Origin of the sequence: Thermosynechococcus sp. QKsg1 (assembly GCF_031586415.1) — a bacterium.
Classification (GTDB): domain Bacteria; phylum Cyanobacteriota; class Cyanobacteriia; order Thermosynechococcales; family Thermosynechococcaceae; genus Thermosynechococcus.
The window spans coordinates 956,106-981,624 of sequence record NZ_CP134200.1 but is presented as its reverse complement, the minus strand read 5'-3'; the positions used below and the strand labels follow the sequence as shown (position 1 = coordinate 981,624).

At 54.2% G+C, this 25,519-nt stretch carries 25 protein-coding genes and 1 tRNA gene; 11 read left to right on the top strand and 15 right to left on the bottom strand.

Annotated elements, in window-relative coordinates; all coding sequences use genetic code 11:
• Positions 1-160 precede the first annotated feature (160 nt).
• The gene (locus RHP47_RS04940) at positions 161-541 is read left to right on the top strand and encodes an MGMT family protein (protein ID WP_149818723.1); all 381 of its coding nucleotides are present in this window, start codon (positions 161-163) and stop codon (positions 539-541) included.
• Positions 542-613: 72 nt separating this feature from the next.
• Positions 614-1,813, top strand: coding sequence for a nickel pincer cofactor biosynthesis protein LarC (gene larC / locus RHP47_RS04935; protein ID WP_310841212.1), 1,200 nt, complete (start codon positions 614-616; stop codon positions 1,811-1,813).
• Here the strand turns inward: larC and RHP47_RS04930 are convergent.
• Positions 1,805-2,023, bottom strand: coding sequence for an Hfq-related RNA-binding protein (locus RHP47_RS04930; protein WP_149818719.1), 219 nt, complete (start codon positions 2,021-2,023; stop codon positions 1,805-1,807). The two genes, larC and RHP47_RS04930, sit on opposite strands and share 9 nt — an antisense overlap.
• 29 nt (positions 2,024-2,052) lie before the next feature.
• Here RHP47_RS04930 and dapF point away from each other — a divergent pair, with 29 nt between their 5' ends.
• The 4 genes from dapF to RHP47_RS04910 are packed head-to-tail and all read left to right on the top strand — an operon-like array spanning position 2,053 to position 5,657.
• Positions 2,053-2,913, top strand: coding sequence for a diaminopimelate epimerase (dapF, locus tag RHP47_RS04925; protein ID WP_149818717.1), 861 nt, complete (start codon positions 2,053-2,055; stop codon positions 2,911-2,913).
• Between the two features lie 7 nt (positions 2,914-2,920).
• Positions 2,921-3,823: a VWA domain-containing protein gene (locus tag RHP47_RS04920; RefSeq protein ID WP_310841211.1), complete on the top strand. Its 903-nt coding sequence runs from the start codon at positions 2,921-2,923 to the stop codon at positions 3,821-3,823.
• A gap of 9 nt (positions 3,824-3,832) precedes the next feature.
• Positions 3,833-4,552: a peptidase gene (locus RHP47_RS04915; RefSeq protein ID WP_149818713.1), complete on the top strand. Its 720-nt coding sequence runs from the start codon at positions 3,833-3,835 to the stop codon at positions 4,550-4,552.
• Positions 4,545-5,657 (top strand): DUF819 family protein, encoded by a 1,113-nt coding sequence (locus tag RHP47_RS04910; protein WP_310841210.1) that lies wholly within the window; start codon positions 4,545-4,547, stop codon positions 5,655-5,657. Before RHP47_RS04915 ends, RHP47_RS04910 begins: the two co-directional genes overlap by 8 nt.
• Here RHP47_RS04910 and RHP47_RS04905 read toward each other — a convergent pair.
• Both RHP47_RS04905 and RHP47_RS04900 read right to left on the bottom strand, forming a co-directional pair.
• Complete coding sequence (locus RHP47_RS04905) at positions 5,649-6,968, bottom strand: class I SAM-dependent methyltransferase (RefSeq protein WP_310841208.1); 1,320 nt, start codon at positions 6,966-6,968, stop codon at positions 5,649-5,651. The two genes, RHP47_RS04910 and RHP47_RS04905, sit on opposite strands and share 9 nt — an antisense overlap.
• 80 nt (positions 6,969-7,048) lie before the next feature.
• The gene (locus tag RHP47_RS04900) at positions 7,049-8,320 is read right to left on the bottom strand and encodes an FAD-dependent hydroxylase (protein ID WP_310841206.1); all 1,272 of its coding nucleotides are present in this window, start codon (positions 8,318-8,320) and stop codon (positions 7,049-7,051) included.
• 108 nt (positions 8,321-8,428) lie between these two features.
• Here RHP47_RS04900 and RHP47_RS04895 point away from each other — a divergent pair, with 108 nt between their 5' ends.
• Entirely contained in the window at positions 8,429-9,031 is a 603-nt protein-coding gene (locus tag RHP47_RS04895) for a DUF3318 domain-containing protein (protein WP_310841204.1), read from the top strand.
• On the opposite strand, the gene RHP47_RS04890 is transcribed toward RHP47_RS04895, so the two are convergent.
• Together RHP47_RS04890 and trxA are read right to left on the bottom strand one after the other, a co-directional pair.
• Positions 9,028-10,272, bottom strand: coding sequence for a DUF445 family protein (locus tag RHP47_RS04890; protein WP_310841202.1), 1,245 nt, complete (start codon positions 10,270-10,272; stop codon positions 9,028-9,030). The genes RHP47_RS04895 and RHP47_RS04890 overlap by 4 nt on opposite strands.
• 39 nt (positions 10,273-10,311) lie before the next feature.
• Positions 10,312-10,626: a thioredoxin gene (gene trxA / locus RHP47_RS04885; protein WP_310841200.1), complete on the bottom strand. Its 315-nt coding sequence runs from the start codon at positions 10,624-10,626 to the stop codon at positions 10,312-10,314.
• 128 nt (positions 10,627-10,754) lie between these two features.
• Here trxA and RHP47_RS04880 point away from each other — a divergent pair, with 128 nt between their 5' ends.
• On the top strand, positions 10,755-12,401 hold the full coding sequence (locus RHP47_RS04880) for an AarF/ABC1/UbiB kinase family protein (RefSeq protein ID WP_310841198.1): 1,647 nt from the start codon (positions 10,755-10,757) through the stop codon (positions 12,399-12,401).
• A gap of 4 nt (positions 12,402-12,405) precedes the next feature.
• Here the strand turns inward: RHP47_RS04880 and RHP47_RS04875 are convergent, their stop codons facing one another.
• Both RHP47_RS04875 and typA read right to left on the bottom strand, forming a co-directional pair.
• Entirely contained in the window at positions 12,406-12,687 is a 282-nt protein-coding gene (locus RHP47_RS04875) for a DUF3593 domain-containing protein (protein ID WP_149818699.1), read from the bottom strand.
• On the bottom strand, positions 12,687-14,477 hold the full coding sequence (typA, locus tag RHP47_RS04870) for a translational GTPase TypA (RefSeq protein ID WP_310841196.1): 1,791 nt from the start codon (positions 14,475-14,477) through the stop codon (positions 12,687-12,689). The genes RHP47_RS04875 and typA overlap by 1 nt, the downstream gene beginning before the upstream one ends.
• Before the next feature lie 139 nt (positions 14,478-14,616).
• On the opposite strand from typA, the gene RHP47_RS04865 reads away from it, so the two are divergent.
• Positions 14,617-17,085, top strand: coding sequence for a sigma 54-interacting transcriptional regulator (locus RHP47_RS04865; protein WP_149818695.1), 2,469 nt, complete (start codon positions 14,617-14,619; stop codon positions 17,083-17,085).
• 28 nt (positions 17,086-17,113) lie between these two features.
• On the opposite strand, the gene RHP47_RS04860 is transcribed toward RHP47_RS04865, so the two are convergent.
• From RHP47_RS04860 to RHP47_RS04850, 3 genes are all read right to left on the bottom strand, one after another.
• Positions 17,114-17,569, bottom strand: a complete 456-nt coding sequence (locus RHP47_RS04860; RefSeq protein ID WP_190278231.1) for a hypothetical protein — start codon at positions 17,567-17,569, stop codon at positions 17,114-17,116.
• 193 nt (positions 17,570-17,762) lie between these two features.
• Positions 17,763-17,844 (bottom strand) — tRNA-Tyr (locus tag RHP47_RS04855).
• A gap of 71 nt (positions 17,845-17,915) precedes the next feature.
• Positions 17,916-18,428 carry a hypothetical protein gene (locus RHP47_RS04850; protein ID WP_149818693.1) on the bottom strand — a complete coding sequence of 171 codons (513 nt, stop codon included), beginning with the start codon at positions 18,426-18,428 and terminating at the stop codon, positions 17,916-17,918.
• 42 nt (positions 18,429-18,470) lie between these two features.
• Between RHP47_RS04850 and RHP47_RS04845 the strand changes: the two genes are divergently transcribed.
• Positions 18,471-20,435, top strand: a complete 1,965-nt coding sequence (locus RHP47_RS04845) for an adenylate/guanylate cyclase domain-containing protein (RefSeq protein WP_302679933.1) — start codon at positions 18,471-18,473, stop codon at positions 20,433-20,435.
• Here RHP47_RS04845 and RHP47_RS04840 read toward each other — a convergent pair.
• The 5 genes from RHP47_RS04840 to RHP47_RS04820 form a co-directional block, all read right to left on the bottom strand.
• Positions 20,432-21,559: a geranylgeranyl reductase family protein gene (locus RHP47_RS04840; protein ID WP_315863456.1), complete on the bottom strand. Its 1,128-nt coding sequence runs from the start codon at positions 21,557-21,559 to the stop codon at positions 20,432-20,434. The two genes, RHP47_RS04845 and RHP47_RS04840, sit on opposite strands and share 4 nt — an antisense overlap.
• A gap of 69 nt (positions 21,560-21,628) precedes the next feature.
• A complete protein-coding gene (locus tag RHP47_RS04835; RefSeq protein WP_286626857.1) occupies positions 21,629-21,847 on the bottom strand; it encodes a GDCCVxC domain-containing (seleno)protein in 219 nt (72 codons plus the stop codon).
• A gap of 16 nt (positions 21,848-21,863) precedes the next feature.
• Positions 21,864-22,241 carry a SaoD/DsrE family protein gene (locus RHP47_RS04830; RefSeq protein ID WP_149818687.1) on the bottom strand — a complete coding sequence of 126 codons (378 nt, stop codon included), beginning with the start codon at positions 22,239-22,241 and terminating at the stop codon, positions 21,864-21,866.
• A 32-nt stretch (positions 22,242-22,273) separates the two neighbouring features.
• Positions 22,274-22,429: a DUF2256 domain-containing protein gene (locus RHP47_RS04825; protein ID WP_149818685.1), complete on the bottom strand. Its 156-nt coding sequence runs from the start codon at positions 22,427-22,429 to the stop codon at positions 22,274-22,276.
• Positions 22,430-22,438: 9 nt separating this feature from the next.
• A complete protein-coding gene (locus tag RHP47_RS04820; RefSeq protein ID WP_310841192.1) occupies positions 22,439-23,524 on the bottom strand; it encodes a GTP-binding protein in 1,086 nt (361 codons plus the stop codon).
• 208 nt (positions 23,525-23,732) lie between these two features.
• On the opposite strand from RHP47_RS04820, the gene pyk reads away from it, so the two are divergent.
• A complete protein-coding gene (gene pyk / locus RHP47_RS04815) occupies positions 23,733-25,517 on the top strand; it encodes a pyruvate kinase (protein ID WP_286649925.1) in 1,785 nt (594 codons plus the stop codon).
• The last annotated feature ends 2 nt before the right edge of the window (positions 25,518-25,519 follow it).

Here is a 25,519-nt window from a genome sequence, read left to right as displayed (position 1 = left end):
AATCATGACCGATCTATCTTTTCGGGGGCAGGTGTTCTTAATTGAATTTAGTAATCCTGTTACCACCCTTAATGTTTAATCTAGGGGGTTCATTTTGATGCTTTCCTCCGTAGGAATACGGATTTAGAGGGGTTGAATGTGCCTTAAAATATGAAATCTTATGAAGACAGATACACAGGCACTGACGTTTCAACAAAAAATTTATTGGTTAGTGAAGCAAATCCCCGTAGGACGTGTGGCCACCTATGGCCAAATTGCTGCCCTGTGTGGTTGGCCACGGCATGCACGCTATGTGGGCTATGCCCTTTATCAAGTGGCACCGAATTCTGACATTCCATGGCATCGGGTGGTTAATGCCCAAGGCAAAATCTCCTACGCGCCCCAACGCCAAGGGACGGATGAGTTACAGCGCTGGCGCCTAGAAGCAGAGGGGATTATTTTTGAGGCGGGCGATCGCATTAACTTGAGGCGCTACCAGTGGCAACCGTCGGTTATAGTTGATGAGCTGTTGATCGCCACAGAAACCTCAGCGGTAGGGTAAGTCTCCTCGCAGTTTCGCTCACTATAAACCCGGTATCATAGTCCTTAGTGCCGCTGCACCTGTGAGTTTGCTATGACGGTTGCCTATTTTGACTGCCCTGCTGGGGTGGCGGGGGATATGTGTCTGGGTGCCCTCCTTGATCTGGGGGTTCCCCTCGACTACCTCCAAAGCCAATTGGCAAAGCTGGGAATTGCCAATGAGTTTGAGCTAACCATTGAAACAGTGCAGCGCAAGGGACAGCGGGGATTAAAAGCACAGGTGCATCTGCGCGATCGCCACTCCCATCACCATCGCCATTGGCCAGACATTGCAGAGCAAATCCGTGCCGCCCACCTTAGCGATCGCGCCCGTGACTGGAGTCTCAAGGTTTTTGAAGCCTTGGCCATTGCTGAGGGCGCCGTGCATGGCATTGAGCCAGAAAAAGTACATTTCCATGAAGTGGGAGCGGTGGATGCGCTTGTGGATATTGTCGGCACCTGCTTAGGGCTGGATTACCTTGATGTGAGCCGCATTTACTGCTCTGCTTTACCAACGGGCGGCGGAATGGTCAAAGCTGCCCATGGTCAATTGCCGGTGCCCGTGCCTGCGGTCTTACAACTGTGCCAAACCTACCAAGTGCCCCTCTACAGCAACGGTATTGAAAAAGAATTGGTGACACCCACAGGCGCTGCCCTTGTCTGTGCCCTCAGTGAGGGCTTTGGTGCGCCGCCAGCGATGACATTGAAACGGGTGGGCTTAGGCGCTGGGAGTCAAGAGTTGCCCCTACCGAATCTCTTGCGTCTCTGGTTGGGAACGCTGCCGAACTCAGCAGAAACAACTACGGCAAAAACCATTGTCGAACTGCAAACCCAACTGGATGACATGACACCCCAAGCCCTCAGCTATACTCTTGAACAACTTTATGCTGCTGGTGCGATTGAGGTCTTTTACCAACCCATTACGATGAAAAAGTCACGCTTGGGGGTGTTGCTCACGGTGCTGTGTCCCCCCAGTGTTGAGGCCGCCTGTGTCCAGACCCTCTTTCGGGAAACAACGACGCTGGGGCTGCGGCGGCAGGTACAGGAGCGCTATATCCTTGAACGCCAAATTAAAACCATTGCAACGGTCTTTGGTGAAGTACGGGTGAAAGTAGCCGAACACCAAGGACAGCGGCTCAATGTCCAGCCGGAATACGAAGACTGTGCCGCCCTTGCCCGTCAGCATCAGCAGCCTTGGCAGGTGGTCTATCAAGAGGCCTTGGCAGTGGCGCTGCAACTGTGGTCCTTAGGCTAGCTTGGGTTTAATAAAGACAATGGCCTGCTTCCAAATAATGGTGGGTTGATCATAGTGATCGACAACGCAGAGGCAATTCATATCCTGCCAGCGCACCTTACCAACCACGAGATCACTGGTGCTGAGCTTGACTTCAACCTCGGTGCTATCTTTAATGAAGGTCTGCAACTGGCGAATGCTGGGCAGTGCCGTATTGAATTCGTCGGTCATGGATTTCCCTCTCGTACCTTTTCAATTTTATGAGCCTATCTTTTCAGAAGTACCAAGGGTTAGGTAACGATTTCCTACTCATTGACAACCGCCATCAGGAAGAGCTGCTCTTAACCCCAGAACAAGCGCAACACTGGTGCGATCGCCACTTTGGGGTCGGCGCCGATGGCGTGATTTTTTTGCTGACAGGCACGGGGGATACCGACTACCGCATGCGGATGTACAATGCCGATGGCTCAGTGGCCGAAATGTGCGGCAATGGCATTCGCTGTTTGGCCAAGTTTATTTTTGCCCTTGAGGGTCGCTCCGCCGGCGAAATCGTGCGCTACCGCATTGACACCCTTGCCGGTCTCATTGTGCCAGAGGTACAAGCGGATGGTCAGGTAACGGTGGATATGGGTAAACCCCAACTCTTGGCGCAGCAGATTCCCACCACCTTGGCAGCCGCAGATCAAAAGGTGATTGATGTGCCCCTAATGGTGGGCGATCGCCCGTGGTTGGTGACGTGTGTGAGTATGGGCAATCCCCACTGTGTCACGTTTGTCGAGGATGTCGCTGCGGTTGATCTGGCAACCCTTGGCCCACAGTTTGAACATCACCCCGTTTTTCCCCAGCGTACCAATACTGAGTTTGTGCAAGTCCTAGGGAGCGATCGCTTGCGGATGCGCGTCTGGGAACGGGGAGCTGGTATCACCCTTGCCTGTGGAACGGGAGCCTGTGCCACCCTCGTCGCTGCCGTCTTGACCCATCGCCTCAGTCCTGTGGGCGATCAAGCCCAAGCCACGGTTGAACTGCCGGGGGGAGATCTCCATATTCGCTGGGATTTGCCTAGCCAACATTTGTATATGACCGGGCCTGCCCTCGCAGTCTTTAGCGGTACCTTGCCTTAGGTGAGTTATGACTCGTCGGCGACAACTGTGGTATTACCCTCTTTTTCAGATTCCCCTCATTCTTTTCATAGGCTGTGTCCTGCTGGCGTTGCTCTTCTCACTGTTGAATTGGGGACGCCCTAGTGTCGCCGTTGTTCTCTCCCTTGATCTCAGCAGCAGTACGTTTGGCAATAATCCGTTGCAATTTAATCAACCGCAAACTGTAATGGCGCAGCAGGTGCTCGCTGCCAAGCTCTACTTACAACGTAACCAACGGGAACTCACCAACCCCAACGAAGTCATGATCCACGGCTTTGGTCGCAATGTGGTGTTTCTGACGCCGCGGTTTGAAACCAATAGTGATCTGCTCCTCACCCAACTGGATCAAGCCCTCAATCGCAGTGACTTGCTTGCCCAAGTGGATCCCAGTGCCACCAATCTTTCGGGGGCGATCGCCATGGCCACCCAACAACTGCAACAGATCTCGAATCGCTGCCGCCAACTGCTCCTCATTACCGATGGGGAAGCCCCAGTGGATGCAGGCGTGGTGGCCAATGCCCGCCAACAACGAGTCAAAATCAACGCCATTGTTGTCGGTGATCATGCTCCGCAACTCGCCGCCGCTACCCAAGTTACGGGTGGGCAATACCGCTCTGCCCCCGTCGCCATTCTCGAAGAACTGGTGGGTCAAACCTTTTTTGAGGGCTTCAATAGCAACGCCCGCTGGCCAATCTTTTGGGGCGGAATGGCCGTCATTTGTTTTATGTGGCTCTTGGTCTTGCCCTTGGATCGCTGGGTGCTGCAGGGATGGTTGCATCTGCCGATGAATCTGGCGGGTCAAATTGCCTTGCTCAATGCCTTTTTCTGGACAGTGGCAATTCCCATCATTCTCTGGCGATTTCCGGGCTGGCCCTTTGTACAGACCTGTTGAGGAGCAAAGATGAAGCGTCGCTGGTGGTTCTTGGTGTGCATGGTTGCCCTAGGATTGATGCTGGGCGGTACCCAAGGGAATTGGGAGTCTTTGGCAGGCACCGCAAACCTGACGCGCCAGAATATCCAACTGCCAGCGGCAGTGCATTATCCGTTGCCCCCCTCCCTAGCTGAGATTCCTAGGAAAGGTGAGGACTATTTTGATGAAGTCCAAGCGGTGGAAGTAGGCTATCTACTGTGGACAGAGTTCCCGGTCACCGTTGCCATTGAACCGCCGCCGTGGGATCCGAACCATGTGTGGCAAGCAGCGGCAGAACAGGCCGTAAAGGAGTGGTCCGCCTATTTGCCCCTAAAAATTGTGGATGCCAGCCTAGCGGCCAATATTCGCTTGCTCTCGCAGCGACCCACGGATCAAAATAACCGCCGCGCCCGCTTTGCTGAAACCAGCTACGAACTCTTTGTGGATAGCCAAGGGGTGCTGCGCCATCGCTGCCGTGTCGTGGTGCGTCCGACTCAAGCTGCCAAGTTTGTCCTTGCAGCGCTGCGCCATGAACTGGGTCATGCCCTCGGCATTTGGGGACATAGTCCCCTACCCACTGATGCCCTCTATTTTGCCCAAGTGGCGGATCCGCCCCCCATTTCACAGCGGGATGTGAATACCCTGCGGCGGGTCTATGAGCAGCCGACACGGTTGGGACAGCGGCTAGCGGAGTTGCCCCCCCATGGATGACTTGATCCTTTGGGGCATCCTATTAACCCTGACGGCTCTGGGGCTATGGCTAGAGCATCGCTTTCGCTGGGCGGCACGCTTGGGGTCTTCGCTGATCATTTTGATCTTGGCGGCCATCTGTGCAAATTTGGGTCTTATTCCCCAACAATCGCCGGTCTATGACACGATCTACGGCACCATCACCTCGTTGGCGATCGTCTGGCTACTACTGCTGGTGAATTTACAGGATGTGCGGCGCTTGGGGCGATCGGCCCTGTTAGCCTTTGGCCTTGCTAGTTTTGGAACCTTGGTGGGTGCGCTCCTTGCCAGTGTGCTGTTCCACAGTCGGTTTCTCGGGGATACCCCCCGCTTGGCGGGCAGTTTGGCGGCCAGTTATATTGGCGGCAGCATTAACTTTGTGGGGGTTGGGCGTGCCCTCAACCTTTCGGATTTGCTCTTTAGTGCGGCAACGACGGCGGATAACCTGCTCACGGCCATTTGGCTGGCCACCACGCTGAGTCTGCCTTCGCTGTTGGCACATTTTTATCCACCACGGGATCAGGGGGAAGCGGCTACGGTGACTCCCCTGCCCACCACCTCAGCGATCGCCCCCCTAGATCTAGCCATTCTCCTCAGCTTGGCTGTGGCTATCTTGGTCCTGTCAACGGCGCTGCATCAGTTTTGGCCGCTAATTCCCACTGTTGTCTGGCTCACCACCCTCAGCTTGGCGCTGGCGCAATTCAAATGGATGCGCTACCTGCGGGGCACGGGCGCTTTGGGAATGTTTGGCCTGAATCTTTTTTTTACGGTGATTGGTGCCGGTACCCATGTGCCCTCGCTCATTCCGGTGGGACTGGAAATGATTCTCTTTACCACCATGATTGTGTTTACCCATGGTCTTGTCACCTTCGGCCTTGGGGCACTCCTGAAGTTGGATGTGGAACTGCTTGCCCTTGCCTCCCAGGCAGCTGTTGGCGGACCAACCACAGCCGTTGCCCAAGCCACGGGTCGGCATCAACCCCAGTTAATGGGGGTCGGGATTACCTTGGGACTGCTTGGCTATGCGATCGCCAACTATTTGGGACTGGCGCTTGCCCAAGTTCTTGGCTGGATGGGTTTAGGGTAAACTAACCAGAACAAATAAACTCAATTCCAAGCGGGTCAAAAGGGCTTGCAGTTGTTGCCGTGCCACCCTTGGTTCAATGGGCTCTAGGGTGAGGGGGTCGAGGGGAGCCAAGCGTTGATAGCGATCGCACAGCTCTGGAAAGGCCAAGGGCTGATCAAACAAGGGCAGTAGTGTTGCCAATCCCAGCGGATCCACATAGACCGACGTGGGACTAGAAAAGGACATAAATGTGCCCAAGTCTACAATCATGCGGTCATTGAGATACCCCAGCCATTTTTCCTTGATTGCCTCAGTGCGCAGTTGCGGATGCAGATAAATCGTACTTTGATCCCACTGCTCCTCAGACCATTCCCCTAAGTCGGGTACCGCGGCACGGGGTTGCGGACTACACCAAAAATCCAAGAGGCGATGCACGGGATGCAGTAGCTCATAGATCTCCAACTGCACTGCCTGGGGCACATCGGGCAAGCTCAGCGCTAAAAAGGTGGGCAGGTTCTCTGGGTCTTTGAAGAGATCCACCAGATTCCAGTGGCGCCAGTTAACCATGGAAATGAATTCCAGACCTGCTGCTTCTAGGTATTGAAAGAGTTGGGGAATCGTGCTGCCCTTATCGCCCACCAGTAAATGATTCGCCAAGAGGGTCTCATTACTCTCCTCCTTCTCATAGTGCGGGTTCCAAGCGCGAACCTTCAGATCGACACCATCCTTGAGTTCTTTCATGATCTCGCGGACAATGTCCATTTCCATTTCTTCGGGATTGTCGTCCATCAAGCCCATCAGCTTAAAGAGGTTTTGGGCACGAAAGTAGGGGAAGCGTTGCAGCGCACTGTGGAGATTGGCGCGCAAGATACCATCGGGCTTAAGGACACTTTTGAGGGCATTGAGGCCTGCGACGGGGTCAGGCAGCAGATACAACACCTCATCGCAATTGATGTAGTCAAACTGCTCGCCCCAACTGGGCAAATCCAAAATGGAGCGCGCCTCAAAGTAAACGTTGTCAAACTGATGAAACTTAAGCCGCTCTGCCGCTAACTTCACAGACTCAGGGGATAGATCAATACCGACAATTTCCGCGCCGGGGTTGGCGATCGCCAGCACTAAGGACTTATAGCCAGTGCCACAACCGGCATCGAGAATCCGCTTGCCCTTGGTCTCTGGCACCCGATGATCCCGCACATAAAAGGGGGTCACTAAATCGTGGACAAAGAGAACGTTCGGGTCATCTTTGGGAGTTTTGTCAATGGCAACACGGGGATAGGGGCCATAGTCAAACTGGCGGCGAATTTTCTCTAGATCATCCGTAGCAGCCATCGATTTCTCCCAAGTGGTTCGTTTCTCTGTCAAATTAATCCTACAGAATGACGGCGCTAGCGATAATTGCGTAGAAAGTTTTAACGCCTTCTGGGGAATTGACGATCGCTCGGTAGGGGTAGCAGGAGACCAGCCATAAACCGCAGCACCAGACGTTTGAAGGGGGCAACAGTTCGCAACAGCCACAAGCCCCAGCGGCGCACCCCCACCAAAGGCCACCACGCATTGGAAAAAAGCCGATTGAGTAGGTCGGTAAATCCAAGGGTTAGGGCATTTTGCCACCAGCGTTGACGGTGAAATTGGATCAAGGACGGGCGATCGCCCAGTCTCTCACAAGGTGTAGCAAGAATTTGTTGTGCTAGTGCCCACACATCCCGCAGGCCTAAATTTAGCCCTTGCCCTCCCACTGGATGACAGCGATGGGCGGCATCGCCAATAACCACAAAGCGATCGGCCACATAGGAATTCACTTGCATTAATTGGGTTGGAAAGACAAAGCGATCGCTCACAGCGGTAATCTCCGCCATCTGCGGGTCAAGATAGGGCTGAAGTTTCGCTAGAAAGGCGCGATCGTCGAGGGCAGCAACGGCTTGTGCCTCTAGGTGGGGCAGTGTCCAAACCACTCGATAGCGATTCCCCGGCAGGGGCAGCACTCCCATGGGGCCTGTTGGCCAAAAACGTTCATAGGCGATCACGGGTTGGGGATGGGCAACATCGAGGGTAGCAACCACACAGGAGTGACCATACTGCCATCCCTTGGGTTCAATGCCCATCTGCTGCCGCAAAGGAGACTTGCCACCATCTGCTGCCACCACTAAACGCGCCGCCAAATGCGCCACTTGGGGTTCTGAGGAGTGGTCAGAGATGAGGGTGAGGTGGGCGCGATCGCCCTTCACTTCATTGGTAACCACCCGCCACGGACAGTAAAATGTGACATTATTTGCCGATGCTAAAATCCTCTGTAGGGTCTCGGCGAGCACTGTATGTTCAGCAACATAGCCAACGGCTGCGGTGTCCAAATCCCCAGAATCAAAGTAAACCCTTATGGGGCAATGGCCATCGGAGAGTTGCACCACCTCAAAGGGCTGCACATGGGGCATCAGCTGATCCCACACCCCTATCCCCTCAAAGAAGTAGCGGGACACTTGGTGCAGAGCATAGGCTTGGCCTTTGGTGTTTTCCCGCGCGTAGGGGGTTGCCTCAATGAGGGCGATCGCTAGGCCACTATGGCGTAGGGCACAGGCCAAACTCAGACCCACAATCCCCGCACCGACAATCGCCACATCCACGGCGGGCAATTCTTGGCCAGAAGCAACCAGCGATTGTTCTGAGGGGGCAAAGGCCGATGTCATCACCATTTTGATTTGGGCACAAAAAACACATGCCCCTTTATTCTAAGGAATCCAAAAGATTGCAGAAAAGGGATGGTAATGGCAGACTAAAGGCAGAGCAATGAGTGTATGACTTTCCCTATGACCCCAGAGGCTGAGATTCCGCGCTTGCTTGATCTAATGCCAGCGTCGGCACGGATGTATTGTAAGTTGGTTTCTCGACCCCAACAAAGTCAAGTCCTGCGCTATCAGCCCGCTCTCCCTTGGGGCGATCGCCGAATTGAAATTAACTTTCGCTTGTGGCAACATCTGGATACCCCTGAACGTGACCTTTTACTGCTGCGAGCCGTGGCTTGGTTTGACACCACTGGCCTGCTGAAGCCCGGTCTCTGCCAGGGGCTAACGGCGGCAGGGTTGGTGGGCACAGCCTTGGAATTGATGCAAGCAGACGCCGTCGGTATTTTGGTGGCAGGGGCGCTAACCACCTTTGCTGGCCTGCAAGTGTGGCAAAATACGCGGGGAATTCCCGTGGAAGTGGCGGCCGATCGCGAAGCACTGAAACTGGCTCAACGGCGTGGCTACAGTGAGCAGGAGGCTGCCAAGGCTCTCCTTGCGGGGATTTCTCAGGTGGCAGAGCTAGAGCGGCGTCCTGTTCTCAATGTAACAGAACTCATTCGCTGCCAAAACCTGCGCCAGTTAGCGGGTGAATCTGAGATCAAAGTTCCTGTTTAGGGGGCTTGCAGACTTTGCCAGTACAAAAAGCCGGCCTGCACCACCCCAATCAAAAAGCCAAGGATTCCCCCCAAGCGGACAATGGCTTGCAACTCACTGCGAACAATGCCCTGAATGGCTAGTTCCAGATTTTCTGGCGAGGTGGCCTTGACCCGATCCACAATTACCCGATCCAAATCCAAAATCGGAATCGCCCGCTCAATCATCACCTCCATATCCCGTTCCAGATAGCGATCGAGCACTAGAGCCAATTCATCGCTGACCACTTCCAAAGAGGCACCCAGACTGGTGGAATCCCGCAGTCGCCGCAGAATACTCAGGGAAAGAGTTTCCCACGCCACCGTTGAACTGAGGGCTTCAATCACACTAAAGCCCTGCTCCTGGATATAGCCGCGCACTGTCTGCTGAAACAGTTGCCGTAACTCGCGCACGGTGCTCAAGGGTAAACTTTGCAGGCTCAGATGCTGCAGGGCCTCCACCAAGCGCTGTCGCAGTGCCAATGCGGTAATTAACTCCCCCAAACGGCGGTTGCAAGCTTCCTTTTCGTTCAGGCAATACTCTCGCAGACGAATCAGTGGGTTGCGCACACCCACAAGATTGGCCACCAGCCAGTAGGTGCCACTGGTGTTCTGCCGCAGTTCTTGATCAAGAACATCAATCGTGCGATCGGTCAGGAAGTCAATGATGGCCAGTCGCAGGCGATCGGGGGGCAGGATCACCGACAGGAGCCAATCTGCCAATTTCTCTGCCTGTTCATCGCTCAGTTGCAGTTCCACCAAGACTTGGTCAAAGAGTTGACTCAGTTGTGGCGCTAGAAAGTCTTCCCGCCGTGACCACACCTTGATTAAACGGGGCAAGGCACCGCTAAAAAAGTCCCGCAAAATATTGCCTAGGACTTGAGCCGATCGCTGTTCACTTTGAGCCTGAATTTGGCTCAGACTTGTCTGTAGGAGCCAATGGATAACCGCCTTCACCCGCTCCACTTGCAACAGCCGCCGCGCTAAGTTTTGCAGCTCCTCTGGCGTCAGGAGAGAACCCAGAATGGCATCAGCAATGCGACGAGCCAGCCGCTCCTGATTGCGGGGAATCAGACCGGGGGTAAAGGGGAGTGGCTTGCCACCTACATAAATGGGTCTGTAGGGGCGAAAGAGCATGGTAATGGCTAAATCATTTGTAAAGTAGCCGATGACGCCCCCCGCCAACGGTGGTACAAGCAATGTCCAATAGCTGATATTGGCCAATCCTGATTAATTCCTCAAACACCCTTCTTTCGAAGAATTTTAGAGGCGGCGAATCGCATCAATCAGAACTTCTGGCGGTTGAACCCCTTCCCAGCGCTGAACCTCACGGCCTCGGTGGAAAAGAATCAAGGTTGGCAGGGCTTGAACGTGGTATTGACTTGACAGTTGGGGATAGCGCTCGGAGTCAATTTTGACCACCTCAACGCTGGATTTCAAATGTTTCTTGACCTGCTCTAAAATCGGCGCCATCATGCGGCAAGGACCACACCAGTCGGCATAAAAGTCAACTAGGAGGGGTCTATCTGTGGTGGCTAGGAGATCGCTGAAGCTACTAAATTGACGTGTGGTCGCCATAGCAAATTCCGATCAGGACTCTAGTTCTCATCATAGACACGGCAGAAGAGAATCGGGGCGAGCAAGTCTGAATGCCCGTGAAAAAGGGAGTATTGTTGAGGTTGGGCACTTTTGGTGATTGCTGCTGAATGCTGGTTACTGCCTCTAGCTATCGTCCCAGTCGCTGGCTACTGTTGCGCCGTATCAGCCAAATTGTGGGGGTGTTGGGGCGCTTTGGGAGTCAACTGCTGTGGGATTATGCTTGGCGGCGGCGGAGCGATCGCGCCCAATCCCAACGTGCGCGTTGGCTCGTACAGCAATTATTGGTCTTGGGACCGACCTTTATTAAAATGGGTCAGTTTCTCTCCACTCGTTTTGATCTTTTGCCCCCGGCATACATTGAAGCGCTAAGAAAGCTACAGGACCAGGTGCCTGCCTTTGACTCGCGACAGGCGATCGCCCTGATTGAGCAGCACTTGGGGCAACCCCTTGCCGATCTCTACGCCACCTTTGATCCCAAACCCCTTGCAGCCGCCAGTCTCGGTCAAGTCCATCGCGCCACACTCCACAGTGGTGAACAGGTTGTTGTCAAGGTGCAACGCCCCCATCTAGAGGCGAAATTGTATCTGGACTATCTGGCCATTGGTGAACTCATTCGCTGGGGCGATCGCTGGCTGCCCTTTCTGCGTCCCTATGCCCTCCACGAAATCTATGAAGAGTTTTTTAGTATTCTGCTGCGGGAAATTGATTACGTTCAAGAGGGGCAAAATGCCGATCGCTTTCGGGCCAACTTTGCCCAAGACCCCCATATTCGCGTCCCCAAGGTCTATTGGACGCATACTTGCCGCTATGTCCTGACGATGGAGTATCTCCCCGGCATTCGCATTGACAATCGCGCCGCCATCGAAGCCTTTGGCTTGAATCCCCAGATGATTAACCAGCGGGGAATTTGTTGCTATCTCAAGCAATTATTGATTGATGGCTTCTTCCACGCTGATCCGCATCCGGGGAACTTGGCCGTGACCAAGGAAGGCAATCTCATCTTCTATGACTACGGCATGATGACAGAAGTGCCAGCCCTGAATCAGCAGCAGATGGTGCAAACATTTTTTGCTGTGCTGCAAAAGGATAGCGATCGCGTGATTGCTGCCTTAATTGAACTGGGGCTATTGATGCCTGTTACCGATAGAGTCCCCCTACAACGGATTATGCAATTGATTTTAGATCGATTTACCGAACGGCCTGTGGATTTAACCGCCTTTCGGGAGTTGCAACAGGATGTGTATGCCCTTTTTGAGCAGCAACCCTTTCGCCTACCCGCAAAGATGACCTATATTCTCAAGTCCCTCACAACCCTCGATGGGATTGCCCGCAGTTTAGACCCTGAGTACAACCTGACTGCCGCTGCCCAACCCTTTGTCAAGGAATTAATGCGTCGCTCGCGGGGGGGCTGGCGAGAACTGATTCACCAAACCCAAACCCTACTCAACCAGCGATTACAGCAGCCCAGTCGCCTTGAAGTGCGGCTGCAACAGTTAGAGGATCGCTTGGCTTGTGGCGAACTGCAACTGTCGGTGCGCAATCCCACCATGGAGCGGCAACTGCGGCGGATTGAGAGTTTGTTAATTTGTTTAGTCTATTTGGGATTGGCTGGTTTTACCCTTTTGGCGGGGGCGATGTTGTGGTCAGCCAAAGCTTTGGGGGGGGCGATCGCTCTTTTTACAGTAGCAGCACTAGCGGGTTTGGCACTCCTGCGTAGTTGGCTGCGCTTTCTTTGGTTATGCCGCTGGCAATAGGCGGTTAGGAGGATTCCCTGAGGGCGCGGCGAAAGCCCAAGGCAATCAGGATATTGGCCAAGGTTAGAAAAAATTCTGCCCCCCCGTGCAACCCATCCACATTGGCCAAGGTTGTGCCATAGACCTGCTGGGCATAGAGTCCCGCTGGAATGGTGACAGCAACAAACACCAGTGTCCCATAGAAGCCAATGAGGGCTAAACGGGGGGTGTTGGGGTTGCGGGTCATGAAGTACAAGAACCCCAAATAGGGAAACAGCGAGAGGGCAAAAAAGGCATTCGTCAGCATTAGCGGCGTGCCAGCTTCTTGCTCATTTTGCGCAGTCGGATGGATTGGGGCGTTACCTCCACCAGTTCATCGGGGCCAATGTACTCCAGTGCCCGCTCTAGGCTCATTTCCACAGGTGCTTGCAGTTGCACTAGTTCATCCCCCGTTGAGGAGCGGAAGTTGGTGAGTTGTTTGGCTTTGCAGACGTTGATTTCGAGGTCTTGGGGACGGTTATGCTCACCGACAATCATACCCTTATAGACTTTGGTGCCGGGGGTAATGAAAAAGACACCACGATCTTCGGCGTTTTTCAGGGCATAGAAGGTGGCCGTGCCCTCCTCAAAGGCAATTAAGACGCCATTGCGACGGGTGCTGATCTCGCCTGCCAAGGGACGATAGTCCAAAAAGCTGTGGTTCATAATCCCTTCGCCGCGCGTTAGGCGCATAAATTCGCCCCGGAAACCAATGAGACCCCGCGCCGGAATCACAAACTCCAGTTGCGTCCGACCATTGCCCCCCACCTGCATATCCTGCATTTCACCGCGTCGCTGGCCGAGGCGCTCAATACAGCCGCCAACGGCTTCATCGGGAACGTCGAGCACTAAGCATTCGTAGGGTTCGCAGGGCTGACCATTGACTTCACGATAGATCACCTGTGGCTGGGACACTTGGAATTCATAGCCTTCGCGGCGCATCGTTTCAATGAGAATGCCAAGGTGCAATTCACCCCGACCAGAAACGGCAAAGCGATCGGGGGAGTCAGTTTCTTCGACCCGCAGTGCCACGTTGGTTTCCAGTTCCCGAAACAGGCGATCGCGCAATTGCCGCGAGGTCACAAAGGTTCCCTCCTGACCGGCAAAGGGGGAGTCATTGACCGCAAAGGTCATTTGCAGGGTCGGTTCATCCACCTTGATCAGGGGTAGGGCTTGGGGGTTGTTGGGGTCGGTGATGGTTTCGCCAATGTTGGCATCACTAAAGCCCGCGATCGCCACAATATTGCCGGCACTGGCCATGTCCAATTCAATCCGCTTCAGTCCCTCAAAGCCCAAGAGTTTGGTAATCTTTGCCTTGACAATTTGGCCGTTATCCTTGACCAAGGCCGCCTGCTGTCCCAGCTGCACGGTGCCGTTGTGAATTTTGCCAATGACAATTCGCCCTAGGTACTCCGAGTAATCCAAGGTGGTCACCTGCAGTTGCAGCGGCGCATCGGGATTGCCCACGGGCGGTGGAATATGGCGGACAATGGCCTCAAAGAGGGGCTGCATATCCTTGCCCTCTTCGTCTAGATCTGTTTTTGCGTAGCCCGCCAAGCCCGAAGCAAAGAGATAGGGAAACTCGCACTGATCATCATCCGCCCCCAGCTCAATAAATAAGTCCAACACCTTATCAATGGCTTTGTAGGGTTCTGCCTGCGGCCGGTCAATTTTATTCACAACCACAATGGGGCGCAGACCTTTTTCCAGGGCTTTTTTCAGGACAAAGCGGGTTTGGGGCATTGGCCCTTCGTTGGCATCGACAATCAGCAGACAACCCTCCACCATGCCAAGGACGCGCTCCACTTCACCGCCAAAATCGGCGTGGCCGGGGGTATCCACAATGTTAATCGTCAAGTCTTTGTAGCGAACCGCTGTATTCTTGGCCAGAATCGTAATGCCACGCTCGCGCTCCAGATCATGGGAGTCCATGACGCACTCAGGAATGTCTTCCCCTTCACGAAAGGTACCCGACTGACGCAGTAGGGCATCCACCAGAGTGGTTTTGCCGTGGTCAACGTGGGCGATAATGGCAACATTACGAATCGGCAGACTCATAGCGACTTCCTGCGGGTTTTGTAATAGAGCGTTGAGGAGCGTAAGAAACCTTTACAATCCTAGCGTAGTTTGGTAAAGGAACTGAGCCATAGGTAGTGAGGTGTTTCCTCATCACTAATTTTGTTGGGGGGTGCCCTCGATGACCGATCGCCTGAGTTGGCTGCAAACCTATACTCCCCTAGGATCGCTTTCTTTGGCAGCATTAGAGGCGATCGCTGCCGCCCTGCGCACAGAATCCATTGCAGCCAATCGTCGCCTTGTCCTTGAAGACACAGCCGTTACTCATCTGATGATCCTGAAATCGGGAGAACTGGAAGCCTACCACACCACCCGCGATCGCCCCGCCACTATAACGACCCTGCCACCGGGAACGGTTTTACACTGGCCAGAATTAGTACTGGAGCAACAGGCACCGCAAACAGTGATTACCCTCACGGACTGTGAATTGTGGACATTGCCCCGCGAGGTGTTTGCCACATTGGCTGATCAATTTCCCGAACTCCGCCAACAGGTGTCGCAGCAGCTGCAAAGTACCCTCAGTGATCTTGCCCACGAGCAGGAGCGGCAGGCAGTCTTGCGCCCCTATCTTGTGCCGCGCGTAAAACAGGGAATTGTAGGGAGTAGCCGCTATGCCGTGCGCTTACGCCAAGGGATTAAAGAGGCCGCGAGCGATCGCCAGCCGGTATTGATTTTTGGTGAACCGGGTCTGGAAAAGGACAATATTGCTGCGCTAATTCATTATGGCTCGCGCGATCGCCGTCAACCTTTGATTCGTTTTAACTGTGGCACCCTATCCGCCAATGGGGCAGAACTCTTTGGCAAAGCCACGAAACCGGGTCTCCTTGACTGGGTCGCAGAGGGCACCCTGATCCTCAACAATGTCCATGAATGGCCTGCCCACCTCTATCCGCAACTGCGCCGCCTTGTGGCCGAACAGACCTATGAACCCGTCGCCGACCCCCCCATATCCTCCCGCCGCTTTCCGGGGCGATTGATCTTGATTGCCGAAAAGAAAGGCTGCGATTGCCAAAATCTGGTGCACCACCAAATTAAGGTACCCCCACTGCGGGTGACAAAAGCAGATATTGAAGCCTTGGTGAATTACTATATTGCCCTCTACTGCCGGCAACGGGGCATTCCTAAGCCTCAGATTACCCCCGAAGCCCTACGCCGGCTGCAAAGTTATGATTTTCCCGGCAATTTGCGGGAGTTAGCGAGTCTGGTGGAGCGTGCCCTTGTGCAAGCAGACGGGGCGGAGTTACTCACTGAAGAAGTCTTTTGGCCGGAGCGATCGCGCCAACGGCGATTTCGTTGGAACCTACTCAATGCCTATCCCCAATTGCGTGCTTTTCTACGCAGTCCGTGGTGGCCCGATCGCCTCAACTATGGCCTGACCCTTTGGCTTTTTCCGCTGATTGTCGCCATTGGCCTCTGGGGACCCCAAGATCGCCCACACAACTTTACCCTGAACCTCTTCTGGGCGTGGTGGTGGCCGGTCTCATTGCTGATCTTTCCCTTTTTGGGGCGCATTTGGTGTGCGGTCTGCCCCTTTATGATCTACGGCGAAGTCCTGCAAAGGCTATCCCTCAAGATTTGGCCGCGCAAGCTGCGCCCTTGGCCGCGTCAACTGGCGGAACGCTGGGGGGGCTGGGTGCTCTTTGGCCTCTTTGCCGTGATTCTCCTGTGGGAAGAATTGTGGGATTTACCCAATACGGCCTATCTCTCCAGTTGGCTACTGATCTTGATTACAGCGGGAGCCGTGATTTTTTCTCAGCTCTATGAACGTCGCTTTTGGTGTCGCTATCTCTGCCCCATTGGTGGCATGAATGGCCTCTTTGGCAAACTCTCCATTCTTGAATTGCGGGCACAGCAGGGGGTGTGCGCTGCCAGTTGCCAGACCTACCAATGCTACAAAGGCGGTCCCGCCCTTGGGGAAGGTCAAGAAACGGGGGGCTGTCCCGTCTATTCCCATCCCGCTCAATTGACGGATAACCGCAATTGCGTTTTGTGTATGACCTGTCTCAAGGCTTGCCCGCATCGCTCGGTGGAAGTGAATCTGCGTCCGCCGGCTATTGATCTCTGGACTAGTCATGAGGCCACGGCGGCTGAAGTTTGCCTGCTGTTTTTGCTCTTGGGGGCGGTGGTATTGCACCGTTTACCGCTGCTTTTGAAACGGCTAGGACTGACGGAAGCTCATTTTTGGTTACAGGGGATGATTGCAGTGGTGGCGCTAGCTCTGCCGGGACTCTTGGCATGGGGTTGGCATCAGATACACCGACAAGGCTTGGTTCCCTTTGTGCGCTTGGCCTATGGGTATCTACCTTTGGTGCTGGGTGCCAATTTGGCCTATTATTTGCCCCTTGGTCTAGGGGAGGCAGGGCAGTTGTTGCCCGTAACCTTTGCAACCTTTGGCCTCGATGGCACGAGTTTGCCCAGTTGGCAAGCCCATCCAGCGGTGATCGGGTTCCTGCAAACGACCACACTTGTCGTCAGTACCCTTGCCAGTTTGCTCCTCAGTCAAAAGATTGCGCGATCGCCCCTACGACAGATGTGGCACCCTTGGCTAGGCATTCTCGCTCTCGCTTGGGGAATTGCCTATTTACTTTGATGGGCTGGGCTGGATTCGCAAAACTGCATCAAAGGCGTGGCGTGTCAAAAAACAGCAGCTTAGTGATTAAGCCAGCAGCCAGCACTAGCAGCGTCACCAAGAATCCCCACAAACGAGCATCGGTTCCATCCTGCCGTTTGACAATTTGCTGCAATGTGGTCTCTACTGTGTCAATGCGCTGCCCCAATTGTGTCTCTACGGCACTAATACGCTGCGACAATTGCGCCTCGACGGCACTGATGCGCTGTTCCAGCTTGGCCTCAACAGCATTGATACGCTGCTCTAGCTTCGCCTCAACAGCATTGATACGCTGCTCTAGCTTCGCCTCGACGGCATCAATTTTGTTCTCAAGTCGTTGGAACCTCTCGCCACTGGTGGCAATGTGAATATCTAGCTTTTTCTCTATGGCCTGAAGACTAGCCTGCATCCCTTGGATGGCATCCAACACTTGACTCAATTCCGATCGCGTTACAGGTTCACTCATGATTGCCCCTTTGCATCAATTCCTTTCCTGAACGTCCTAAGCGACCATCGCCCGCCTTTGAAAACTTTGGACCAAAATATGACCAGTTCTGCCCCTTTATTAAGCAAGCAACAGCAACAAATAGTTCACTTACGAAAAACATAGCAAACCTGAAACCCCTGATATTCTTTGGCTTCAGGCTTTTTTATCTGTATGGGCCGGGCTGGATTCGAACCAGCGTAGGCGTAGCCAACGGATTTACAGTCCGCCCCCATTAACCACTCGGGCACCGACCCTTTCATCGCGATTTTTTAATATACCACATCAGGGGGGAGACTTGAGCTTCCCGTTTTGAGAAAACAATTCCCTACTCGTCGAGGGTGTAGCTTTGCAGGTTTTCTAGGGGTTGCACTTTGAGGAGACGTTCGGCGCGGCGAATCTCGCTGTCGCTACCTTGAATTAGGATCAGGTATTTGCCCCGCTGCAATCGCTTTTCAAAGGGGATGCCCGACTTACCCGTAATCACCACTTGGAGACCACCACCTACGGTGAGACTACCGAGAGCGCCAGCGATCGCCCCAAAGATGCCCCCCAAAAGACTATTGTTGAGGCGATCCAGCATCGGCAAAATGTCAATTTGAGTCGCTTGGTTAAAGGTAAAACCGGCAAAGAAGCCAAAAGGAACAAGCCAGATCAACATCCGTTGCATTTGCTGCCGTGCCACTTGAAAGGGATCGGTGAGTCCCAACTCTGACCACTGTTTGTAACCTCGACCCAGCAGAGCTACTTTTTCCATCGGGAAGCCGTCCTTTTCCAGCTGGGTATAAACGGCCTCGGCCTGGAGGCGATCGCCCAAGGTGGCAACCAAGTAATTTTTCATAGGAATTAGGATAAAAGAAATCTCTCGCTTGTTAGCGAACCTATGTTGCCCCTATTGTCCCATTTTCGCCGCACCTTTGCCGATCTCGGCCTGATTCTGGCGGCCAGTGCCATCGCCAGCACGGTGGTGATTGGGATTCGTCAAATGGGTTGGCTACAACCACTGGAATTGGGTGCCTACGACCGCCTGATGCAATTGCGCCCCATGCCCGGCCCCGATCCGCGACTATTGGTGGTGGCAGTTACCGAAGCCGATATTCAACGTTACCGCTCCCTATCGCTGCCGGATCAGATCTACGCCCAAGCTCTAAAACAACTCCTCAAACATGAACCCCGTGCCATTGGCTTGGATATTTACCGCGATTTTCCCGTACCGCCGGGGCATGAAGCGCTAAACCGCCTTTGGCTGAATTCTGATCGCCTCTTTGCGGTCACGAAACTAGGGGATGCTACTCACCCAACCATTCGTCCGCCGGCTGCCCTCAGTGCCGATCAGGTGGGATTTAATGATGTCACGGTTGATGCCGGTGGCATTGTCCGTCGCAGTTTACTCTTTTTGCCGGACGATCAGGGGAATACACTGTACTCCTTCTCATTGCGGCTAGCGCTGCGGTATCTGGCGGATGAGGGAATTGAGCCTCGCAGCAGTGATGCCGATCCCAATGTAATGCAGTTAGGACAAAGCATTTTCACACCCCTGCAACCCAATGATGGTGGCTATGTGGGGGCAGATACAGCGGGCTATCAGGTTATGCTCAACTATCGCGGTGATCAGCGGGCAGTGACGTGGGTACCTTTGGAGGATGTGCTTAATGGGCGGGTTGCTCCTGCATTGATTCGCGATCGCGTGGTTCTCATTGGCAACATTGCCGAAAGTGGCAAAGACTTTTTCTATACCCCCTTTAGTTCCGGCCTGCGGGACAATCAGCGCATGGCAGGGGTGTTTATCCACGCCCAAATGGTGGGGCAATTCATTGATGCGGGTTTGGGCGATCGCGCCGTCATTTGGTTTTGGCCCAACAGTGTCGAGAATGTTTGGATTGTTCTTTGGGCATTGATTGGTGCCATCCTTGCTTGGCGAGTGCGCCATCCTCTAGCCTTAGCAACGGCAGTGGCAACGGCTCTACTACTTCTTTTGCTCACCTGTTACGGCCTATTTCTCAAGTTGGGCTGGGTGCCCCTTGTACCGCCAGCATTGACCCTCCTCCTTGGCAGTGGCGGGGTAGTCAGCTATACCGCACAGCAAGCCCAACAGCAACGGCAAATGGTGATGCGCCTCTTGGGTCAAAGTATCTCCCCAGAAATTGCCGCCGCCATGTGGGAACGGCGCGATGAACTCCTCAAGGATGGTAAGTTGCCCGGCCAACGCCTGATTGCCACACTGCTTTTTACTGATTTGAAGGGGTTTAGCACCATTTCTGAAGGTATGGAACCGGAGGAACTCTTTAACTGGCTCAATGCCTATCTAGAAAAAGTGGCGGATGTGGTACAAAGCTACCACGGCGTGATTAATAAGTTCACCGGCGATGGCATTATGGCCGTGTTTGGCGTGCCCATTAAACGAACCAGCCGCGAAGGAATTGCCATTGATGCCCGCAATGCTGTGGATTGTGCCTTGGCCTTGGGACAACTGCTAGAGGAACTGAATCGTGAATGGGCGGCTCAAGGGCTACCGCAGGTGATGATGCGGGCGGGGATCTACACAGGTCCGATTGTGGTCGGCAGTCTCGGTAGTAAAAATCGCCTCGAGTACGGTGTGATTGGCGACAGTGTGAATACCGCCTCGCGCCTTGAGAGTGTGGACAAGCACCGCCAGCCTAGCCCCTGTCGGATTTTAGTGGCACAGGAAACCCTAGAGTATCTCGGCGATCGCTACGAGGTCGAGGCATGGGGACCTTTGGAACTCAAGGGCAAAGAGCGCAAAATTCAGGTCTTTCGGATTCTTGGCCTACGCAAGGGACTGGCGATCGCCCCCAATCAGCCCACCGCCATTGAAGTGGAGATCTAACGTCCGGGAATCAGGGAACTACTGAGCCGTTGGATGGCACGGCCGGCAATATCGCGATAGCGCAACTCACCACAGAGGACTTGACCGAGCCGCTGGGTAGCGGAGGGGCGTTTCATGGCAAGGTGGTAGCCGACCTTCGGCATGCGATGGAAGAGTGCTGCGAGGCGTTGCGCCCACACTAAATCCGCTCCCCATTCCTCCTGCAAGGTTTTGCTGTAGGTGGCCAAGGCCTCCGCTTCACCAGCAAGAGCCGCATCAATGGCTTCAGCAGCCCGCATGCCACTGTAGAGAGCCGGACGAATGCCTTCGGCGGAAAAGGGATCCACAAGACCAGCGGCTTCACCCGCAAGGAGGGCATGGTGGGTATGGAGTGGTTGCTGACCCTCCCATACCCGCAGGGGATGGTATTGAATGGCATAATCGGCCAACTGCAGCCCATGGGCAGCGCAATACTGTTGCAAAATCGGTTCCCAATTGGGGCGATCGCTCCCCCGTACAACAGCAACCCCCACCGTTCGCTGATCTCCCTTGGGAAAACTCCAGAGGTAGCCATTTTTCACGAGGCCAAATTCAAAATGCGCCGCGCGATCGCCTGTGGGGTTGGGGACGGTCATCACCGCCGCCGTGCGCACCACTTTGGGCTTAAACCCCAGCCACTGAGCCATTTGACTATTGGCACCATCGGCAGCAATGAGATACCGCCCACCATAGGTCGTGGTTGCCGTGTGGATCTGCCAGCGATCTTCTTGGAACGTAATTCCGGTAACCTCGGTCTGATCTGTAACAACCGCACCCTGTTGTTGTGCCTGCTGCAACAGGTACTGATCAAACACCGTGCGATCAACAATCCAGATGGGTTCGGGAATGCTTAACTCGGCTTCAATGGCATCCCTGAGCTGCCAACTGTAGCGCACAGTGCGGGTGGTATCGGCAATGGCGGGCTGAAAATCAAAATCAAACCACTGGGCAATGGCGGGTGAAACCCCTCCAGTGCAGGGCTTTGAGCGGGACAAGGCCAATTTTTCTAGAACCAAAACCTGACGTCCGCGGCAAGCGAGATGATAGGCGGCTGACCCGCCGGCAGCACCCCCACCCACCACAATACAGTCGTAGATTGCCTGCATACGGTTACTGACGGGAGGCAAAAGCGCCCCCACGATAGCGGTTTCCTCAGGGGATAGCAACCCCCAATTCTAGCGATCGCCAGTGTGTTCCAGCTGCCGCGATGGACAAGGAACCGTGCCATAGCTACAGAAGACACAACAGTCCCCCGCCTTGGGTTTGAGGTGGGCATGACATTGGGGACACTCCCAGAGCACGACACAGGCATCGCTGGGCATCCATTCCGCTTGCTTCGTGTGACAATGGGGACAGACCAAGGTGCTGGAAAACACAACTGACGGTTGACTCATCTTCCTCAGCAGAGACTCAAAGGGTAATGACTTGATCGAGTCCGCTTCCTGCAAGGCTAGCATAAAACTGCGGAAAGCAGCCACACACTACCCCTTCAACCATCCCCTTGGCTTTGACAGAACCGGTGCCACATTCGTCAAATGTTCCTTCGGCCAAACCACGGCGCACCGCACACTGATCACAGGCCATGAGTAAAATCCCCTGTTCCTTGGCAATGCGGGCTAAGCGCTCACCAACGGGATCCCCTAAACGCAAACAAAAGAGATTATCATCAAAAAACATCATACCCACCACTTCAGCGCCATGATCGCCCCGCTCCAGCTGCGGTAAAACCATGGTTGCCAACTTAAAGGTGCTGGCCATGTCAGTGGCAAAAATATAGGCAACTTTCATAGAACCATTCCTTTTGATTCAGCAAAAGCACATTAACTTTGGGCTTGGGAGCGCCGCCGCCGACAGCGCTCAGAACAGTACTTGACCTCCGGCCAGCAATTTGCCCATTTTTTGCGCCATTGGAAAGGCCGCCCACAGACCAGACAAATTTTGCTAGGAAGGTCTCCCTTGCGCCGTTGCTTGGCCATGATTGGGGGTTATGCGTCAGTGACACAGGCAGCCAACTGGGTCAGCAGGGTTGGATGATCCAAATTTTGGCCAATGAGCACCAGTTGATTTTTGCGATCGCCTTTCCATTCCTCATCATCGAGGCTAAAGCGCTTACCACTGAGGTGAAAGACGTGGCGGCGGGGACTTTCCTTAAACCAAAGGATGCCCTTGGCACGAAAGACGGATTCCGGTAGCTGGTGATCCAGAAAATACTGGAATTTGCGCAGTTCAAAGGGGCGATCGCTCTGGAAAGACACGGAAGTAAAGCCATCCTCCTCAAGGTGATTGGAGTGATGATGAGGGTGATGATGGTCATGATCACAGTGTTCGTCACACTCATGATGATGGTGGTGACCGTGGTCGTGATGGTGGTGCTCATGGTCGTGTTCTGAATGCTGGGGCGCTGCCTCAGGCTGGAAGTAGCGATCGCTCTCAAACAGCCCCACACTCAAAATCAAGGGCAGAGGCACTTGCGCCTTCACCGTGCGAATGATCCGCGCCCCCTCCCGCATCTCGTGAATTCGCCGTTCTAACTCCTGCAAGCGTTCCTCAGTGACGAGATCTGCTTTGTTGAGGAGAATAATGTCACCGTAGGCAATTTGGCTTTGGGCAGCGCTGCTATTGAAAAGATCAAGACTAAAGTTCTCCGCATCCACCACCGTAATAATTGAATCCAAACGGGTGAGATCCCGCAGATCTGTTCCTAAAAAGGTCAGAGCCACCGGCAGCGGATCCGCCAAGCCCGTTGTCTCCACCACCAAGTAGTCCACCTTGTCGGGGCGCTCAAGCACTCGATAAACCGCATTCACCAAGTCATTGTTAATCGTGCAGCAGATACAGCCATTGGTGAGCTCCACCATGCCCTCATCTTGGGTCACCAATAGCTCATTATCAATACCAATCTCCCCAAATTCATTGACAAGGACGGCGGTCTTCAGTCCCTGTTGATTAGTCAGAATATGATTGAGGAGTGTGGTTTTACCACTACCGAGAAACCCGGTAATGATAGTTACCGGTAGGCCGTGCTTCATTGCCTCCATTTTGGCGGTTGTAGGCAGGGAAGAAGTCGTCATAGGCAGGCTGTTACGGGCGAGAATTATTCTCAAATTATAGCCGCTGCACCTCCCTCAAGGGGGGAGCGATCGCTGTAGGCTAGAAACAGGACTCAATTGCCACCAACAGCCGTTACCGTGGGTAGGACAATGTCCAAAACGCTCCTGCGTATCTCCCCATGTCAAGCAAAATAGGGTAACCTGTTGAGGCCTAACGATTAAGTTAAATATGTCGAACCAGCCGTTGCAACGCCGCACTAAAATTGTCGCCACCATTGGTCCAGCGGTTAGCCATCCCGATAAACTGCGCGCCATTATCCAAGCGGGAGCGACTACCCTGCGCCTGAATTTTTCCCATGGTACCCACGACGATCACCAGCGCAGCATTCGCCTGATTCGCCAAATTTCCTATGAGTTGGGGCAACCTGTGGGCATTTTGCAGGACTTGCAAGGCCCCAAAATTCGCCTCGGGCGGTTTGAACAGGGCTCCATTTCCCTCAAACGGGGCGATCGCTTTACCCTCACGAGTCGCTCTATCATGGGCAATCAGCACATTAGCTCCATTACCTATCCCCCCTTGGCTCAGGAGGTTCCCGCCGGCGCCACAATTTTGCTCGACGATGGCCGCGTGGAAATGTTCGTGGAAGAAGTGGATAAAGACGCGGGTGAACTCCATTGCCGAGTGGTTGTTGGCGGCACGCTCTCCAATGCCAAGGGTGTGAACTTTCCGGGGGTTTACCTCTCGATTAAAGCCCTGACAGAAAAAGATCGTGAAGATCTGATGTTTGGCCTCAATCAAGGGGTGGATTGGGTGGCCCTCAGCTTTGTTCGCAATCCCCAAGATGTACTGGAGATCAAAGAACTGATTGCCAACGCTGGGAAGCAGGTGCCGGTGATTGCCAAAATCGAAAAGCACGAGGCCATTGAGCAAATGGATGCCATCCTTTCCCTCTGTGATGGGGTGATGGTGGCACGGGGTGATTTGGGGGTGGAATTGCCTGCTGAAGAGGTGCCGATTCTGCAAAAACGGCTGATTGCTGCCGCCAACCGCTTGGGCATTCCCGTGATTACCGCCACCCAAATGCTGGACAGCATGGTGAAAAGCCCCCGCCCTACCCGTGCCGAGATTTCCGATGTCGCCAATGCTATTCTCGATGGCACCGATGCCGTGATGCTCTCCAATGAAACGGCCATGGGGGAATACCCCGTCGAGGCAGTGAAGATGATGGCCACGATTGCCGCCCGCATCGACAACCAACCCCAACTGCGGCAACCGCCCGTGGCTGAGTCCATAGCGGTGCGTTCCATTCCCAATGCCATTAGTCAAGCGGTGGGACAGGTGGCAGCACAACTTCATGCCAAAGCCATCATTACCCAAACCAAGAGCGGCGCTACAGCCCGCAATGTCTCCAAGTTTCGTCCCCAAATTCCGATTTTGGCGGCAACGCCCCATATCGAGGTGGCACGGCGCTTGCAGTTAGTCTGGGGGGTAGAACCACTGCTGACTCTGGATCATCCCTCGATGCGCCAATCGTTTCAGGCAGCCATTAATGCGGCACAGGAGCGGGGCTTCCTAGAGGAAGGGGATCTAGTGGTGATGACCGCTGGCACGCTGCAAGGGGTCTCTGGCTCCACGGATATGATCAAGGTGGAACTCGTCACCTCGGTGATGGGACGCGGCTGTGGCATTGGTCATGGGTCGGTGAGTGGCCCGGCGCGGGTGGTACACGCAGGAATGCCAGTTCGCACGTTTAATAGTGGCGAAATTTTGGTAGCCGAGCGCACCAGTGCTGAATTGGTGGAAGCCATTCGCAAAGCGGCAGGCATTATTACCGAAGAGGATAGCCTGACGAGCCACGCGGCGGTCTTGGGGTTGCGCTTGGGGATTCCAGTGATTGTTGGGGTCAAAAATGCCACCCGCCTGATCCGCGAGGGCACGATTCTCACTATGGATGTGGAACGGGGCTTGGTCTATTCCGGTGCCCGCAATGGGGTCGAGCGATCGCCAGAGTAGGA